The 15,937-nt window shown below is 42.1% G+C and carries 23 protein-coding genes; 19 read left to right on the forward strand and 4 right to left on the reverse strand.

What is annotated here, in order from left to right:
• From HYW79_01345 to HYW79_01405, 13 genes are all read left to right on the forward strand, one after another.
• Positions 1-2,313: hypothetical protein (locus tag HYW79_01345; protein MBI2635170.1), on the forward strand; the 2,313-nt coding region annotated here is incomplete at its 5' end.
• Positions 2,314-2,486: 173 nt separating this feature from the next.
• A complete protein-coding gene (locus tag HYW79_01350) occupies positions 2,487-3,008 on the forward strand; it encodes a hypothetical protein (GenBank protein MBI2635171.1) in 522 nt (173 codons plus the stop codon).
• 6 nt (positions 3,009-3,014) lie between these two features.
• Complete coding sequence (locus HYW79_01355; protein MBI2635172.1) at positions 3,015-3,182, forward strand: hypothetical protein; 168 nt, start codon at positions 3,015-3,017, stop codon at positions 3,180-3,182.
• 685 nt (positions 3,183-3,867) lie between these two features.
• Positions 3,868-4,440, forward strand: coding sequence for an RNA polymerase sigma factor (locus HYW79_01360; GenBank protein MBI2635173.1), 573 nt, complete (start codon positions 3,868-3,870; stop codon positions 4,438-4,440).
• Positions 4,441-4,505: 65 nt separating this feature from the next.
• Entirely contained in the window at positions 4,506-4,937 is a 432-nt protein-coding gene (locus HYW79_01365) for a hypothetical protein (GenBank protein MBI2635174.1), read from the forward strand.
• Entirely contained in the window at positions 4,927-5,466 is a 540-nt protein-coding gene (locus tag HYW79_01370; GenBank protein ID MBI2635175.1) for a hypothetical protein, read from the forward strand. The genes HYW79_01365 and HYW79_01370 overlap by 11 nt, the downstream gene beginning before the upstream one ends.
• Positions 5,463-7,226, forward strand: a complete 1,764-nt coding sequence (locus HYW79_01375) for an efflux RND transporter periplasmic adaptor subunit (GenBank protein ID MBI2635176.1) — start codon at positions 5,463-5,465, stop codon at positions 7,224-7,226. The genes HYW79_01370 and HYW79_01375 overlap by 4 nt, the downstream gene beginning before the upstream one ends.
• Before the next feature lie 14 nt (positions 7,227-7,240).
• Complete coding sequence (locus HYW79_01380; protein ID MBI2635177.1) at positions 7,241-7,951, forward strand: ABC transporter ATP-binding protein; 711 nt, start codon at positions 7,241-7,243, stop codon at positions 7,949-7,951.
• Complete coding sequence (locus HYW79_01385) at positions 7,948-9,165, forward strand: ABC transporter permease (GenBank protein ID MBI2635178.1); 1,218 nt, start codon at positions 7,948-7,950, stop codon at positions 9,163-9,165. The genes HYW79_01380 and HYW79_01385 overlap by 4 nt, the downstream gene beginning before the upstream one ends.
• Positions 9,166-9,219: 54 nt before the next feature.
• Positions 9,220-9,651 (forward strand): hypothetical protein, encoded by a 432-nt coding sequence (locus tag HYW79_01390; GenBank protein ID MBI2635179.1) that lies wholly within the window; start codon positions 9,220-9,222, stop codon positions 9,649-9,651.
• Between the two features lie 323 nt (positions 9,652-9,974).
• Positions 9,975-10,169, forward strand: a complete 195-nt coding sequence (locus tag HYW79_01395) for a hypothetical protein (GenBank protein MBI2635180.1) — start codon at positions 9,975-9,977, stop codon at positions 10,167-10,169.
• Between the two features lie 6 nt (positions 10,170-10,175).
• Complete coding sequence (locus HYW79_01400) at positions 10,176-10,889, forward strand: hypothetical protein (GenBank protein ID MBI2635181.1); 714 nt, start codon at positions 10,176-10,178, stop codon at positions 10,887-10,889.
• Positions 10,890-10,916: 27 nt separating this feature from the next.
• Positions 10,917-11,105 carry a hypothetical protein gene (locus tag HYW79_01405; GenBank protein ID MBI2635182.1) on the forward strand — a complete coding sequence of 63 codons (189 nt, stop codon included), beginning with the start codon at positions 10,917-10,919 and terminating at the stop codon, positions 11,103-11,105.
• A 73-nt stretch (positions 11,106-11,178) separates the two neighbouring features.
• Here HYW79_01405 and HYW79_01410 read toward each other — a convergent pair whose 3' ends face one another.
• Positions 11,179-11,553: an ASCH domain-containing protein gene (locus HYW79_01410; GenBank protein ID MBI2635183.1), complete on the reverse strand. Its 375-nt coding sequence runs from the start codon at positions 11,551-11,553 to the stop codon at positions 11,179-11,181.
• Position 11,554: 1 nt separating this feature from the next.
• Positions 11,555-11,971 (reverse strand): hypothetical protein, encoded by a 417-nt coding sequence (locus HYW79_01415; GenBank protein MBI2635184.1) that lies wholly within the window; start codon positions 11,969-11,971, stop codon positions 11,555-11,557.
• Positions 11,972-12,247: 276 nt separating this feature from the next.
• Between HYW79_01415 and HYW79_01420 the strand changes: the two genes are divergently transcribed.
• Complete coding sequence (locus HYW79_01420; GenBank protein ID MBI2635185.1) at positions 12,248-12,394, forward strand: hypothetical protein; 147 nt, start codon at positions 12,248-12,250, stop codon at positions 12,392-12,394.
• 84 nt (positions 12,395-12,478) lie between these two features.
• Positions 12,479-13,021: a tryptophan-rich sensory protein gene (locus HYW79_01425; GenBank protein ID MBI2635186.1), complete on the forward strand. Its 543-nt coding sequence runs from the start codon at positions 12,479-12,481 to the stop codon at positions 13,019-13,021.
• Between the two features lie 153 nt (positions 13,022-13,174).
• Here the strand turns inward: HYW79_01425 and HYW79_01430 are convergent, their stop codons facing one another.
• Positions 13,175-13,504: a cytochrome c gene (locus tag HYW79_01430; GenBank protein ID MBI2635187.1), complete on the reverse strand. Its 330-nt coding sequence runs from the start codon at positions 13,502-13,504 to the stop codon at positions 13,175-13,177.
• A gap of 153 nt (positions 13,505-13,657) precedes the next feature.
• Between HYW79_01430 and HYW79_01435 the strand changes: the two genes are divergently transcribed.
• The gene (locus HYW79_01435; GenBank protein ID MBI2635188.1) at positions 13,658-14,014 is read left to right on the forward strand and encodes a DoxX family protein; all 357 of its coding nucleotides are present in this window, start codon (positions 13,658-13,660) and stop codon (positions 14,012-14,014) included.
• A 71-nt stretch (positions 14,015-14,085) separates the two neighbouring features.
• Here HYW79_01435 and HYW79_01440 read toward each other — a convergent pair whose 3' ends face one another.
• Positions 14,086-14,544 (reverse strand): hypothetical protein, encoded by a 459-nt coding sequence (locus HYW79_01440; protein MBI2635189.1) that lies wholly within the window; start codon positions 14,542-14,544, stop codon positions 14,086-14,088.
• A 73-nt stretch (positions 14,545-14,617) separates the two neighbouring features.
• On the opposite strand from HYW79_01440, the gene HYW79_01445 reads away from it, so the two are divergent.
• From HYW79_01445 to HYW79_01455, 3 genes are all read left to right on the forward strand, one after another.
• A complete protein-coding gene (locus HYW79_01445) occupies positions 14,618-15,163 on the forward strand; it encodes a Fic family protein (protein MBI2635190.1) in 546 nt (181 codons plus the stop codon).
• 8 nt (positions 15,164-15,171) lie between these two features.
• Entirely contained in the window at positions 15,172-15,567 is a 396-nt protein-coding gene (locus HYW79_01450) for a cupin domain-containing protein (protein MBI2635191.1), read from the forward strand.
• A gap of 147 nt (positions 15,568-15,714) precedes the next feature.
• Positions 15,715-15,921, forward strand: a complete 207-nt coding sequence (locus HYW79_01455) for a DUF378 domain-containing protein (protein MBI2635192.1) — start codon at positions 15,715-15,717, stop codon at positions 15,919-15,921.
• Positions 15,922-15,937: the final 16 nt, after the last annotated feature.

The raw sequence follows: 15,937 nt of genomic DNA on the forward strand, positions 1-15,937 counted from the left end.
GAAGTATTTAAAGTTTATGATAGCTACTTTTTATTAGATGTAGATTTTTTTGAGCTTGAGCTTACCGAAAAAGACAGACTTTCACACAGAGATGATGTTAAAAATCTCGCAGCCGTTATTAAGCATTATGCAGAGCAAACCATCGGGAAGAAATGCGACAATGTCGAATCTGCAGTTAAACTGTATAACCAGTATTTTAGTCCTCTCCCGGATAGCCGCTCTATGTGGCGTCTCCGATTATTTGTATTGAGTTTGTGCCCCGGCGCATTTAAAGAAGAGCTTAAAAAGGCATTCTTCCGATTGTTTGAGGTTGAGCGTTACTATAACGAGATTATTTCTGGCACAGAATATTTGAAGGCGCTCCGTATTGGATTTCCTGTTTTATCTGACGATGATAAGCGTAAGTATGTAAAACAGGTTATAGATTACTTTGTAAAAAAAGATCAAGAAAGAGAGAATGAAAAAGAAAATTGGCATATAGGGTATGGCTCGAGAATTCTTTCAGTAATAGCTGATCAGCTTACCGAAGAGGAAAAACAAGTAGCTGAAAAAGCTAAATTTACGATCCGCCCTGATTACGAACCGGAGCCGTCTATAAAAATGGGTGGATTTGCCGGCAGTATAAGGCCGAGAGGCCCGATTACCCAAGAAGCGTTTGGGAAACTTCCAATAGATGACATTGCGAAAAAATTAAGAACCGAATGGAAGCCAGAGAAGTTAAGAGAAGAAAACACAAGTGAAGATTTTCACAACCCTTTAAATGCCGAGGGTGCTGGTGAATTATTGCGTGTAGATATTTCTAAACGACTGCAGGAATATGTAAACAATGCCAACCTCTTTTTTGAACGAGATGTATTAGACCAGCACTATACTTATTCTTTTCTGCGAGGCGTACAGGAGGTTCTTCGTGGCAATAAAACGGAGGTCAGTGGTATAAATTGGGATAACTTGGTAGCTCTTTGCGTCACGATAAAGAAATCTGGCGAGACGAAATCTTTCGATAGCGGTAATCGCGAGCGAGATTCCTTTGACGCGTGGCTTTCTGGCTGGACAGGCGTTCATTCTGCTATGACAGATGTTGTCCAAGAGCTGTTGACCGAAGAAAGGGGTGTTAAAATCGACTTTCCTAAATATCGCGATGATCTGTTTGGGGTCATAGGATATCTCCTTTCTTATCCCGATCCAGTCCCCGCCGACGAAGAGCCGAAAACAGCAAAAATGACTACAACGCCTCCCGGCGCAAAAGAACAGATGGTAAGCGATCCCTATTCAATGGCAATCAATACGGTGCGTGGTAGAGCATTTCAGGCCTTCGCATTGTTTATGTATCAAGACGGCAAGAGATTTTCAAAGGAAGATAAAATAAAAATTTCATCCGATGTTAGGGAGCTATACGAGGCCGTTCTCAAAAAAGAAAATACCCGGGCTCTTATGTTTATGTTTGGGCATTACTTACCGTCGTTCTACTTCAGAGACAAAGAGTGGATGCAGAGCCTTTTCTCGCAGATTTTTTCTGCAGAGTCAACAAAGAAGAATCTCTATACTGCAGCATGGGAAGGATATGTTTCAGCCAATCTTTACGAAGAGATATTCTTCAATCTCGATATTCAGAAGTTATACGAACGGGGTCTTGCCCTGACAGATTCGGACTACCCACAACAAAAGCATTTCAAAGAGCCGGACGAAGGTGTTGCTGTTCATATTGCACTTGCTTTTATGCACTTCTCAAAATTTGGGTTCGATCATGATCTTTTCAAAAAATTCTGGAGTATGCCAAACCTGGAATACCATAAAGAATTCATTTCATTTATCGGTCGCCACTCTATTTCACGAGAATCGGCTGCGGAATGGATAAAATACAATAAAGTCGATATTGAAAAACTTAAGAAGTTCTGGGATTGGGCACTTGAAAATTGCAACGCGGGTGCTCTTACTGGGTTTGGGTTCTGGATCAATACAGAACGCAGTGCGCTGGATACAAAATGGCTCGCTCAGCACGCACGCCAAACGCTTGATAAAACAAAGGGATATGTTGAGTGGGAATATGGATTGATGCGCTCGCTCGCGGCATTTGCAAAAGAGGCGCCGGAAGATACACTTGCCATTTTGCGTGCCCATCTTCTTGAAGAGGTTGCTAAGCACGAGCCAGTGAGAACATGGCTTCACATGGATGCTGAAGTTTACGACACATTCAAAGAACTTTACAAAAACGAGGCGACAAAAGAGGGGGTGCGCGCACTTATTAACGATCTCTTGCCTTATCGCAACGGGATGTTTTGGGGTTTGAAATCGATATTAGACGAAACCAAATAATCTTTATGAACGAAGAAAAAGAGCAGCAAAAAGAAATAAAAGAAAAATTGGAAAGCGAAGGGCTCGACCCGAAAGAGTTTGACGAAGACGAACAGGAAGAACTCGCCGACCTTCTTTAGCCAAGGATGCTTGTTTTTGTAGCGAAATTGGTATAACAAGTTAATAATAAATACATGAACAATAAAGCCGAAAAACAAGAGTGGAGAGAAACAAGCTTAAAGGGCCGGATGGCCGAGTCGTTGGTTTATGATCTGTTAAAAGAATCGGGAAATGAAATATTCAAAATCGGATACGAAGCTATACTACCCGGCCTTGCTCGCATTGAAGAATCGTTTAAGCGCAATAGTGAGGTTGGCGAGAAGATTCGCTCTATCCCGGATTTCTTTGTGATTGATAAATCGGGGAATCCATATTTAGTCGAGGTCAAATTTAGGTGGAATCCCGCAGGCCACGAAAATGACGCAAAGAAGCTGGCGCGTATTAAAGATTCTTGGAAAGAGTGCTTTGTATTCTATGTAAACTGTTCCGAGAAGCCGTATTTCAGGGCAAGCAAATACCCGTTTACTAACGATTCAGGACACCTTATGGTCGAACCAGTACAAAATCTGAAGCTTTTCAATATCACGCAAGAGCTGTTAGATAAATTTGATGCGTTAGTAGAAAAGTATTTGACCCCAACTCTTCATAAAAAATAAATCAGTATGGTCAAAGTCATACAGAAAAACGACAAAGAACTATACCAATGCGAGGAGTGCGGTTTTCACTATATCGAGAAAGAATGGGCGGAGAAATGCGAAGCGTGGTGCCGGGAACACAAGAGTTGCAACATCGAGATCACGGCTCACGCAGAGGAAAATAAGAAGGCGTAATTCTTTGCGCGATTATTGCACATTTCACATCTGATACACTTTTGTCATATATCTGAAATGTGCCCAGCTCGTCAAATTCGTCTCAATTCGGCTTTATGGGTACAGCTGTGCCCCGGATGGCAAACTCTCGCCACGGGGGCAAACAGCTCGTAATTTGCGGCGTTTCTACCAGTGATTCACGATTTTGAATGGAGAAATGTTGCCGGGAATCTGCCAAATGGCGGTTCTAAATGCGTGAAGCGCGCGGAGCCAAGAAATACTACTTTGTAACTAACACAAGGGATTTGGCGTTTTATTAGTTAATTATGAACATTTCAAGAAAAAAATTTGTTATTTTCTTTATCATTTCTGGGTTTGTCTTTCTTTTTATCACCACATCACTTTTGGGATCAACAGGTCCCCGAGGATTCCCCAAATACCCAGACTCTTTCCTGGGAACGGCGTCACCAACAACCTGGAAGAATACCATATCAACAATTATACTACCTATAAAAATTGTTTTAATAGGACCTTTGTTGCTTTCTACCGATTTTTTGCGGGATGATCCACCACCCCCATTTATTGGTATCTATCTCATTTTCTACTGGGCGATTCTTGCCTCAATTATTCATTATTTTCTAGGTAAAATAAAACACTCCTATTTTTGATTTTTTATAAGTTTTATGCTAGTGTATTATTTGAATAAATGAAAAACTTTACGGATGAAAAATTAGTCCAGATATATTTAAGGGGCGATGAAAAAGCGCTAGAAGAGCTTGTCCGGCGTTATTTGCCGCTGATTTATAATTTTTCGCGCCGGTACAATGGCGATACCGATAATGTTTCTGATATCGCTCAAGAAGTTTTTGTTAAAGTTTGGAAAAATTTAAAGAAGTTTGATCAATCTAAAAATTTTAAATTATGGATATTTACTATCGCCAAAAATACCGCACTAGACTGGCTTAAAAAGAAAAACGCTGTGCCGTTTTCATTACTTCAAGAATACAATAATGATGAAAACTTTGAAGAAACTATTGCCGATTTGAACCAACTGCCGGTAATTGAAAAGATTTATAAAGAATCGCTTTCGCGCAACCTGACGTTGGCTGTAGGCAAACTCCAACCGAAGTACAGCCAAATTATAAATCTTTACCACAGAAAAGATCTCAATTTTCGGGAAATATCTGTCATTTTGAATGAATCTATAAATACAGTCAAAAGCCGCTACAGAAGGGGCCTGTCTCTTCTTAGAAAAATAGTGCCAAAAGACCTCCTATAAAATGGAGGTCTTTTGTTTAAAACGCACCAAAACGCATGGGCTAATCGTATTTATAGCGGAAGCCCATGTTTACGAACAAACATAATTCTCCTGAAAAGCCGCCCAAGCGGCTTTTTGGGATGATTATGGGGCGTTTAAAACTAGAAAAAAGCTTAAAAATATTTAAAGAAAAATTTTCGGTTTCTCTGACAGCGCTGATGATTTCTGCTGTGCTAATAATCGCTTCATTTATTTTATTTCACTCTGAACTCTCAGAATCAGAATCTGCCTCTTTTCTCTCACTGATATTTTCGGACACTTTTGCAGTTATCTTGTATTACCAATATTTTGCTCTCGCCGTTTTAGAATCTATGCCTATTGTGTCGATAAACGCTTCTCTTGCCGCGATTCTTTTACTCATGATCGCGCTTAGGTTGGCCATCCGATATTACAGCAAAATTTCAACGTTAAATAAATTAATTAACCCTCCTTCGCATAAAGCTACGGATGGCAAGTAAAAAAATGGATATAAAAAACATAATTCAATCAAGAACTTATAAAATCGCTGCTATATCGCTTGCAGCCGTTTTCGTGCTGTTTTTAACTTTTAGCGCGGGCATGCGCGTTGGTTTTCGCAAGGCGATATTTTCCTATAAGTGGGGTGAAAATTATCACAATAATTTTTCCGGTCCGCGCGGCGGAATGTTGCGCGGCGCGTTTAGGGATTTCGGTGGAAAAGATTTTATTGACTCGCACGGCGCGACTGGACAAATTTTAAAAATTGATCCTTCAATAGGCTCAGGACAGGCGGAAGTAGTCATCAAAGGACAGGATGGTGTGGAAAAGATAATTATCGTAAAAGAAGACACATCTATCGTGCGTTTGCGGGAAGCCATAAAGGCATCCGATCTCAAAGTTGACGAAGCCATTACCGTAATCGGCTCTCCGACCGACGATGGCAAGATTGAAGCGAAATTTATAAGAGTTTTGCCGGAACCCGGAGCGATTATGCCGTTTAAGGGAATAAAGAATAAAATAAAAATATGAATTTTATTTTTCGCGCTATAAACATGTTGAATTATTTTCCCCGGATCAATGGTTTTATTAGCCGCGTTAAGAATATGGCGATGAGGCATAAAGTTTGGGCGTTGTTTTTCGCCATGATTATTTTGGGCGGCGGCTATTACGGTTATAGAGCAATTTTTAATAGCGGCGAATCGGTCCGTTATGTAACTGCGGCGGCTGAAAAAGGCACACTTATCGTCTCCATTTCCGGAAGCGGCCAGGTTTCCGCCACCCAACAAGTAGATGTCAAAGCCAAAGTCTCAAGCGATGTGATTTACGTTAATGTCAAGGCCGGACAATACGTAGCCGCCGGAACACTTTTAGCCCAGCTTTACGCACGCGACGCGCAAAAAGCCGTAAGAGACGCGGAAACAAATCTTGAAACTGCTCAATTAAATTACGACCAGATTACCGGCTCTATAGCCGGCATAAGGGGCAACAAAGAAAAGGATTCAGAAAGTTTAGCTAAGGCATATGATGACGGATTTAACGCCGTATCCAATGCATTTGCCGATCTTCCAAATATAATGACCGGTCTCAACACCGTTTTGATAAATAAAGATTTTGACCAGGGCCAATGGAACATTGATTATTACGCCGATGCCGTCCGGCTATACGACGAAGATATTTCTATTATTCGCGATGAAACCTACGCGAAGTACAAAGCCGCCCGCGAAGCGTATGATAAAAATTTGATTGATTACAAAACGGCGTCGCGGTTTTCCAGCGTGGCAGAAATTGAAGCCCTTATAAATCAGACATATGAAACCAGCCGTTTAGTTTCCGAAGCAGTCAAAAGCGCTTCCAATTTTGTTCAGATATATAAAGATAAAATGACGGAAGCGAATCGCCAGCCGAAGGCGCTTGCCGATACTCATCTTTCAAATCTTAATAGTTTTGTTAGTAAAGCCAACAGTTCAATTCAAAGTTTATATTCTGTAAAAAACGCTATTTTAAACGGAAAAGAATCTCTCGTTAGCGTTGAGTTTGATGTTCGATCCGCAAAAATCCAGCTGGACAAAGCGAAGGACGCGCTTACAGATGCCAAGGAAAAACTTGCCGAGTATTATGTACGAGCGCCGTTTAGCGGCATAGTAGCCAAAGTGAATGTTAAGGCCGGCGATACATCCGTTTCTGCCATTGCTACTTTGATAACCAATCAGAAAGTCGCGGAAGTATCTCTTAACGAAATTGACGTCGCCAAAGTAAAAGCTGGACAAAAAGCCACACTTACTTTTGACGCAGTTCCCGACCTTACGATTACCGGACAAGTCGCGGAAGTGGACGCGGTTGGGGCTGTATCACAAGGCGTTGTCACTTACACCGTAAAAATCTCTTTTGATACTCAAGACGACCGTATTAAGCCAGGAATGAGCGTATCGGCGGCAATTATCACAGAGGCAAAACCAAATGTACTTCTTGTGCCGAATTCAGCGGTGAAATCTCAAGGCGGAGTGAGTTATGTGGAAATTATCAGTGGTGATGATAAAAATTTGGCACTCTTGGCAAGTGCGGGCGGAGCAATTATTAAAAATTCTCCAAGCCGTCAGCAGATTGAAATTGGAATGACAGGCGATGAATTTACTGAAATTTTAAGCGGCCTCAATGAAGGAGATGTGATCGTAACAAGAACGATTCAGCCAACCGCCGCTCAAACAACACAGACACAGCAAAACTCTTCTCTTAGAATCCCCGGTCTTGGTGGCGGAGGTGGCGGAGGTGGCAACATGCGAATACGTTAAAATTTTCTTAGCGTATGATTGAATGTAAAAACATTACCAAAACATACAAGAGCGGAGAAATAGAAACTCACGCCCTCAAAAACGCTTCGTTCAAAATAAACGACGGGGAGTTCGTGGCCATCATGGGGCCTTCTGGTTCCGGCAAATCAACGCTCATGCATATCATTGGATGTTTAGATACGCCAACAAGCGGCGAGTATTTGCTTGATAATAAAGATATTTCAAAGCTTACAGGTGACGAGCTTGCCGATATTCGCATTCAAAAGATTGGTTTTGTGTTTCAGGCATTCAATCTTCTGCCAAGAGCGACCGTATTAAGAAATGTGATGCTTCCGCTTGTCTATGCCGGCGTATCCAAAGAAGAAAGAGAAAGTAGGGCAAAGGAAGCTCTGCGCGGATCGGCATTTCCAGAGGATTTTTGGAATCACTATTCAAACCAGCTCTCTGGAGGAATGATGCAAAGGGTCGCCATTGCCAGAGCTCTTGTTAATAATCCGACGCTTGTACTTGCCGATGAGCCAACGGGAAATCTTGATACCAAAACTGGCGAAATGGTGCTTGAAACCTTTCAGCAGCTTCATAAAGAACAGGGCCGGACGATTGTGCTTATCACTCATGAGTCATACGTAGCCGAGCATGCCGAGCGCATCATTAATATTCGCGATGGTAATATTGTGGAAGATAATAAGGTGAAAAATCGTCGAGTAATAAATAACCTTATATGAAATTTCAAGACATTCTTCAAGAAACATATGCCGCTCTTTCGGCAAACAAAGTAAGATCCGGTCTTACGATGCTTGGTATTGTTATTGGCATTGGATCGGTTATTGCCATGGTTTCCATCGGACAGGGCGCGTCTGGACAGATTCAATCAAGCATCGAAGGGCTTGGCTCAAATCTTTTAACCGTAATGCCCGGATTTATCCAGCCTGGCAGAGGCATTGTATCCTCCGGCCGAGGATCGGCGCAGACGCTCAGCAATGACGATGTAGGAGTGCTTCGGCAAATTGCCAATGTCTCGTATGTTTCTCCAGAACTTCAAAGAAGATTTCAAATTGTCGCTTCTGGCAATAACACTAACTCTACCATAATTGGAATAGAACCAGATTACGCGCAAGTCCGTAATATCACATTATCCGATGGTTCGTTTATAAATGAAGCGCAGGTAAGAAGTTTAAGCCGAGTAGCAGTGCTTGGTCCCACTGTAGCGCTTGACCTTTTCGGAGAAGGCAACGACCCTATCGGTAAAACTATTCGTATCAACAAAATAAATTTCAAAGTTATCGGCGTCTCACAATCTAAAGGAAGCGCGGGGTTTTTTAATCCTGACGATACAGTTTTTGTGCCGCTTACCACCATGCAAAAAATACTTGCCGGTGCAGATTTTCTTTCAACTATTGCAATCAGCGTAGATAGCAAAGATTTAATGCCGCAGGTACAGGAAGAAGCTACTTTCGCGCTTGCCGAAAAACACCACATTGATCCGCAAAGTCCGGATTTCTCTATTATTTCGCAGGCGGATATTATTGGAACGCTCACGCAAGTCACGGATACTTTTACTATTTTTCTCGCCGCGGTTGCCGGCATTTCTCTTATTGTCGGCGGTATTGGAATTATGAATATGATGCTTACTACCGTTACGGAAAGAACGCGAGAGATTGGACTTCGCAAGGCAATCGGCGCGAAAAGCAGTCATATCACAATGCAGTTTCTCGCGGAAGCGGTTATGCTTACTTTCTTGGGCGGGATTATAGGTGTCGCGCTTGGCTGGGCTATTTCTTTTGCTGTTTCCAGTTTTGCCAGTATTGCAACCAGTGTTTCAATATCCTCAATTCTTCTTGCTTTTGGAGTATCTGCGGCGATTGGAATTATTTTCGGATATTATCCGGCGCGACGAGCGGCAAGTTTAAATCCTATTGAAGCGTTAAGATATGAATAATTAAAAATAATTGTAACCCTCCTTCGCATAAAGCTACGGAGGGCGAAGAAAAATATGAATAAACAAATTATTGCGATAATCGCGGTTGCGGCTATAGCTCTAGGAGGTTCTTTTTATGGCGGAATGAAGTATGTCCAAAGCAAGGGCTTATCTTCTGGTCGTGGAGCGGCGGCATTTGCCAATTTGTCACCCGAAGAACGCCAAGCCAGAATGCAGCAATTCGGAGTAGGCGCTGGCGGCGTGCGCAGCGGAACTCAAGGCGGGGGTTTTGTCAGCGGTGAGATAATTGCCAGCGATAGCAAAAGCGTCACAGTCAAACTTCGCGATGGCGGTTCAAAAATAATTTTCTTTTCCGACAGTGCCGAAATCGGTAAATTTGTCACCGGAGCCGTGAGCGATCTTGCGGTAGGCAAAACGGTAAATGTGATGGGTAAAACCAATTCCGACGGCAGTATTACCGCGCAATCAATTCAGATAAGACCGTAAAGTCTTTTTTGAGGATTTCTTTATTGGCACCATCAATGTATCATAACCTTACTACCGCTTTCATCGCCTCTCTCAACAAACAAAACTGATTCCATAAATTCATCATATATTCCTTATCGGAAAGGATGGTTATAATATTATGGTCGGGGAGCCAAATTGGATGATACTAGTTCACCGCCTCGGGGCTTTGCTCGGCGGAACACTTGGTCATGGCGGAGAGGAGAGAGAGAGGGGGGGGGGGAGGAATTCCGCCGCGTTCTTGCAAAAAAATGAAAATCTATCGAGGTTGAACCTCGATAGGCAGGATGTGGTATAATTGAATTATGAAAACGAAAACATATTTTATTACGGTCTTGACCGTGTTTGTTGTTGTGGCATCGGTGCATTTTTTGCGGATCGTTTTTGGCTGGTCCGCGCGTATCGGAGCTCGGGATGTGCCAATGTGGGTGAGCTGGTTGGCGGTGATTATCGCGGGCACTCTTGCGTATCACGGTTTCCGTTTACAAAAAAGAAGTTAGTTGCCCATGGCCTCAATTTTAATTTCAATAATAATTCTTCTTGCTTTCGCAATTTTTGCACTGGTTATTTTCGCGCGCAGGGAGGTGAAAAAGCACGAGACGAGCGCGAAAGATGAATTTGTCGGCATTTGCGCCTCGGCAATTGCAAACCAATCTATTAAAAACATTCTCTCTCTCTCTCTCTCTCTCTCTCTCTCAATGCTCTTACTGGGTAATGTTACGCTTGCCCAAAACAAAGTTCTTAATGCCCCAACGGTAAATACCGATAAAACCGAGGTAAAATACGGAAAAAATATAACAATCTTTGGCAAGAGCGTTCCTTCCGCCGAAATTCTGATTTATATAAGCACCTTGAACGAAGAAAGCGCATACGTTAAAGTTATCGCCGATAGTAATGGCAATTATTCATATGATATTGGGACAGCAATTCTTGTTTTAGGGGAAGCTACTGTCAGATCTAAGGCCTCATTAAGCGATCAACTTACGGAATTTAGTAGTCCGGTGCATTTTATAATTGGTAAAAATAATATAGCCAGAATTATAGAAGGCAAATGCCTTTTAAAAGAAGATTTCAATAACGACTGCAGAGTTAATCTTATTGATTTTTCTATTCTGGTTTATTGGTATAACAGACCTAATCCACCGGTGATTTTTGACCTAAATAAAGATGGAGTGGTTGATTTAAGAGATTTTGATATTTTACTGAACAATAGTGAGTAGAGGGGTGAATCAACTTAATAAAAAATCATGGTCAAGGTTATTCAACAAAATGACAAGGAGCTATACCAATGCCCGGAATGCGGTTTTCACTATGCCGAAATGGATTGGGCGGAGAAATGCGAGGCGTGGTGCCGGGAGCACAAAAGTTGCAATATCGAGATCACGGCTCACGCAGAGGAAAATAAAAGGCCGGCAGAGTATCCACCGGCTTCTTGAACTCTTCAAATTCGAGTCAATTCGGCTTTATGCGTACAAAGCTGTGCCCCCCGGTGGCGGCCTCTGTCGGGTTTTACTGGGCGTATTCGTTGATGCTTACGGCTGAAGTTCCGTCAACTTCTACGATCTTGTAGCGGATCGTTGCCGATAGATCGGACTTCTGAAGGTCTGGGTAATAGTCCTTTAGGCCGTTGAATGCGGCTTCCGCGTCTTCAAAGCCATCGGCTCGGGCTTCTTCATTGGTCAGTTCGCTGAAAGGTTTCTTTTCGGTATCAGCAGTGACCTGCAAAAGGATATTAAGGCCATCCTTGAACTCGCCTCGAATGACCTCACCTTTTACAAAATCGTGTGAACCGGTGCGATATTTGCGGAGCGTAATCTGCTTATCGCCCGTAAGCGTTGGTGACATAAGTCCTTCGCCGAAAATCAGTCGCTTCATTTCGGTCATTTCATGCCTCCTTTCTGGTTGAGGGTTTTGGATCGAGCCAGTTACCGACAACTTTGATGCCATTCGCTTCAAAGTAATGCCACCCTTGAAATACCTTCATTGGAATTGGCTTTATCCACTTCCAGCTATTGGCTTGCATAATAGCGTGGTAACCATCTCCCCAATCGTAACCGGTTGTTTCACACTGCATATTCCCTTCTACCACTTTAGAAATAACACCGAATCCTCTGATATATCCATATTCTACATAGAAGATGCGTGAGCCAACACCTAAATGGCGCGGTTTATTCCTGAAAGTTCGGAAATAGAAGCCGCTACCAGCTTCAATACACTGGCGGGCTTCCTCTGCGGCAATTTCCATTTTATTTTTAGGTGTCGTAACAACAATGTCTTTGGTTTGTCTTGCGAGTTCGGCCACTCTTTTTCCTCCGTTTTAATGAACAATTTTTATAAATGTAGTAATGTATCAATTTGGTGTCAAATTAAAGATATTAAGCCGCAAAATCAAACCGCTTTCATCGCTTCTTTCAACAAACAAAACCGATTCTTTTGACAGAGCTCCCTTCTAGGGCCTGAGGGCCCATCAGGGCCTCGAACGGCAGGATAAGTCCATAAATTTGTCATATATTTTTTAAGACAAATAGGGTATACTTAAGTGGTCGAACATCTTATTAAAATTTAATTAAATTTAAACATGTCAAAAAATATATTCATCGGCGCGGCGAGTATCGCGTTTCTGCTGGCCGTTTATCTCTGGTTTACGGGACAGAAAGACGCCGGTATTTTTGTCGGTCTTTGGGTTCCTTCAATTCTCGCCTTGGGAGCGATTTTGAAAAGATAAATGTCCGATTCGATTATTTTTCTTTTTGGATGCGCCATCAGTATCCTTGTTTTATTCGGAGTAGTTTTAAATTTTCGTGAAAACATGAAAATAAATAACTATCTTCAAAAATATTCAGGACAGGTTTTCAAATTAGTTATTGCTATCGGCGTTTCGCTATCGGCGGGAGTTATCGGCTCGTTCTTTACGATGCCCGCGATACAGTCGGGCTGGTACGCCGAACTTGCAAAGCCGGCGCCGAATCCTCCTGCTTGGGTTTTCGGGCCCGTGTGGACTGCGCTTTACGCGCTTATGGGCATCGCGGCATGGCTTGTATGGAAGCAATGGAGTCAAGGTAGCCCTTCGACACGGCTCAGGGTAAAAACAGCTTTGGCCGTTTTTGGCCTGCAGCTGTTTTTAAATGCCATCTGGTCAATCATATTCTTCGGTCTGCATGGTTCGACATGGCTCACCATAAACAATCTCGGCTGGGCTCTGGTTGATATCATTCTCCTCTGGCTCGCAATCGTCTGGACAATCGCAGTATTCTACAAAATCTCTAAGCCGGCGGCCTATCTCCTCGCACCGTATCTTCTTTGGGTCAGCTTCGCCTCGTATCTGAATTACTCAATCTGGATGCTGAACTAAGAACTACTAAAATGCGTGAACCCCCACACCAGATTTTGGTGTGGGGGGGTGAAGCGCGCGGAGCTTATTATAAAAATACCCCGCAACTCTGACGCCTTTAAGGGGTCGGAGCCCCGACTGTAACGTCGGGGCTGCGGGGAACACAAATGAGTTTTACTTTTTTTGTAAAGTTCTTAAAAACTTTACTAGCTCCATTGCTTCTGTTTCCGAAAATTTTCCTTTCCAAGCCGGCATTTTTTCCATTCCATTCAAAATTATTTCTTTTAATTCACCGTCAGACTTTTTAGCCGTTGTGATTTTAGTCAGGTCTAATTTGGAAAGATCCCCTCCAACAAGTACGCCTAACTTTTTATTTCCAGTTCCATCGCCAAAGTGACACGAGGCACATTTATCGGCGTAAAGCTTGTTGTCGACGGCCGAAACAGAAACGGCAGACAAAAGCAAAAAGAGCATAAAAGCAAGAAGAACGGTCGTCGTTTTCATGGCTGCCTCTTTCCGATTTTTGTTTTTTTATTAAAGATCCGCAGTAAATTACACATAATATAACACATCTTTAATTATGCCGTCAAGCGTAAAAAATACTGCACTTGAGTGCCAATATGTTATAATTTAGCTTATTATAATTAATTAAACAATATGCTATTTGAACTAAGTCAATACAGCGATATTGCATTTTTTATTTTGCGGCTGGTCATTGCGGCGATTTTCATCTATCATGCTTTGCCGAAATTAAAAAATAAAATGGGGAGCGCTTTTCTTGTTTTAGGTGCCGTGGAAGGAGCGGCAGGAGCGGCGCTTGTACTTGGATTTTTTGTCCAGCTTGCCGCGCTGCTTTTAGCTATTGTGATGGCGAGCGCTATCTGGATGAAAATAACAAAATGGCACTCGCCATTTTCGGCGATGGATAAAACCGGCTGGGAACTTGATCTGATTCTCTTAGCCGCAAACATTATCATTTTTGTAAGTGGTGGCGGCGCGATAGGAATTCAATAAACTGCAAAAATAAGCGATAATTCGGAACTTGTTATAAAAATACCCCCACAGCTGCGGGGGGGGTCTCCGGACTAGCGGCACTCTTCGCCGGGCGCGACTACTTTCAAGCAGATTGGGCAATGAATTCCCACTTTATGATATGCGCCAATCAGTTTACTTAGCGCTTCCGTGTCTCCAAATATTCGCAATACTTCGGCAAACAAACGCTGGTCCGACATTTGGCTATGATGGTACTTAACGTCTTTGGGTTTGCTGTCGCTGCGCAATATTGCGTAGAGTTTTACTCGGGGATCATTTGCGCTTTTCTCATTTTGCAACTCAATTCCGGTAAATTTCGCCATATTTTCTACCTGTTCTACCTGTTTCATTGCCGTGTCGCTTACCGTATCCGTTTCGGCTGATCTCTGAATAGCACTCTCGTAGTCCTCTCTATTTATAATACCCCCCAATTCTTGATATTGCTCATAAGGATCCTTTTTCTGTTCGGTGTCGCGCATGTCGCCACCCTCTTTATAAAAATCTTTTTCCATAATCTTAATAATATAACATTAATAATAAAAAGTTAAATACTGTGCTATACTTTAACTATTATACTTAATAAATATGAGACAAAAAGAATCGCTGACAGGGCAATCTCAAGAAATTTTTGATTTGCTTTCCGAGTACTCAAAAGCCCTTTCGCTTCTTGAGAAGTATGATTCCGGAACGCTGGCGGAACCTGAAGGTATCCCGGCCAAATTTGTTTTAAAATATGAAGATTGCCTTGAAATTATTAAAGTTATCAAAACCGAACTTACCGCAAAAAATGGGGCCGGTAGTTTATTTGGTTCCCAAAGGAGCGGAATGTTTGAAGGAGTTATAAAAAATATTTATCAAACATTCGATGGTCGGGAACTATACGACACTACTTCAAAAAAAGCGGCCCATCTTTTATATCTTGTGATTAAAGATCATCCCTTTTATGACGGCAACAAGCGCATCGGCGCGTTTTTGTTCGTTTATTTTCTTAGTAAAAACAACTATCTATATAACGAGAATGAAAAGAATAAGATAGATAACAGCGCCCTAGTCGCGTTAGCCCTGCTTGTCGCCGAAAGCAATCCCAAAGAAAAAGACGCTATTATAAAAATCATTTTAAATTTGCTATAATATAAGCCATGAAAGGTTATGTAACAAATATAGAAAAAGCTTCGCTTGAGAATGAAAATTTTCGCCAAGTTTTATATACCGCCAAAAACAGCCAATTAGTGCTTATGTCTTTAAAACCCGGTGAAGAAATCGGCGAGGAAATACACGCATTAGACCAGTTTATAAGGGTTGAAAAAGGCGCGGGTAAAGCGATTTTAGACGACATTGAATACATTATCGAAGATGGTTCGGCCATCGTTATTCCTGCCGGAACGAAACATAATATTATTAACACATCAGCAGACGCGGAACTTAAACTTTATACGATTTATTCTCCCCCCGAGCATCGCGACGGTGTTATACATAAAACCAAAACCGATGCCATGGCTGGTGAAGAACACTTTGACGGAATGACAACCGAATAAGGGCTGTTAATAAGTTTAGGAGCATTAAAACAGCAGATAGGTTATAATATATAGTAAGATGCCGCATTTAATTTGAATAATTAGATTAATTATAAGTGTGGCTCCGCAAAGGTCGAAAGTTAAATTTAAACATAAGTTTTTACGAATATGAAAATGTTACACATGGTTGCCTTTATTTTGGTAATCATTGGGGGTTTAAACTGGCTTTGGATCGGTCTTTTAGGAGGCGGCGGTGTAGGTGATTGGCTAGGCGCCGATTTAGCGCGCGCAGTTTATGTATTGGTTGGTTTGTCGGCGGTTTATTTGATAGCGTTTCACAAGAAGGATTGCAAAATGTGCGGCAGTTCAATGTAAAATATCCGTGTTAATA

The organism is Parcubacteria group bacterium, assembly GCA_016186325.1.
GTDB lineage: Bacteria > Patescibacteriota > Minisyncoccia > UBA10092 > UBA10092 > JACPHB01.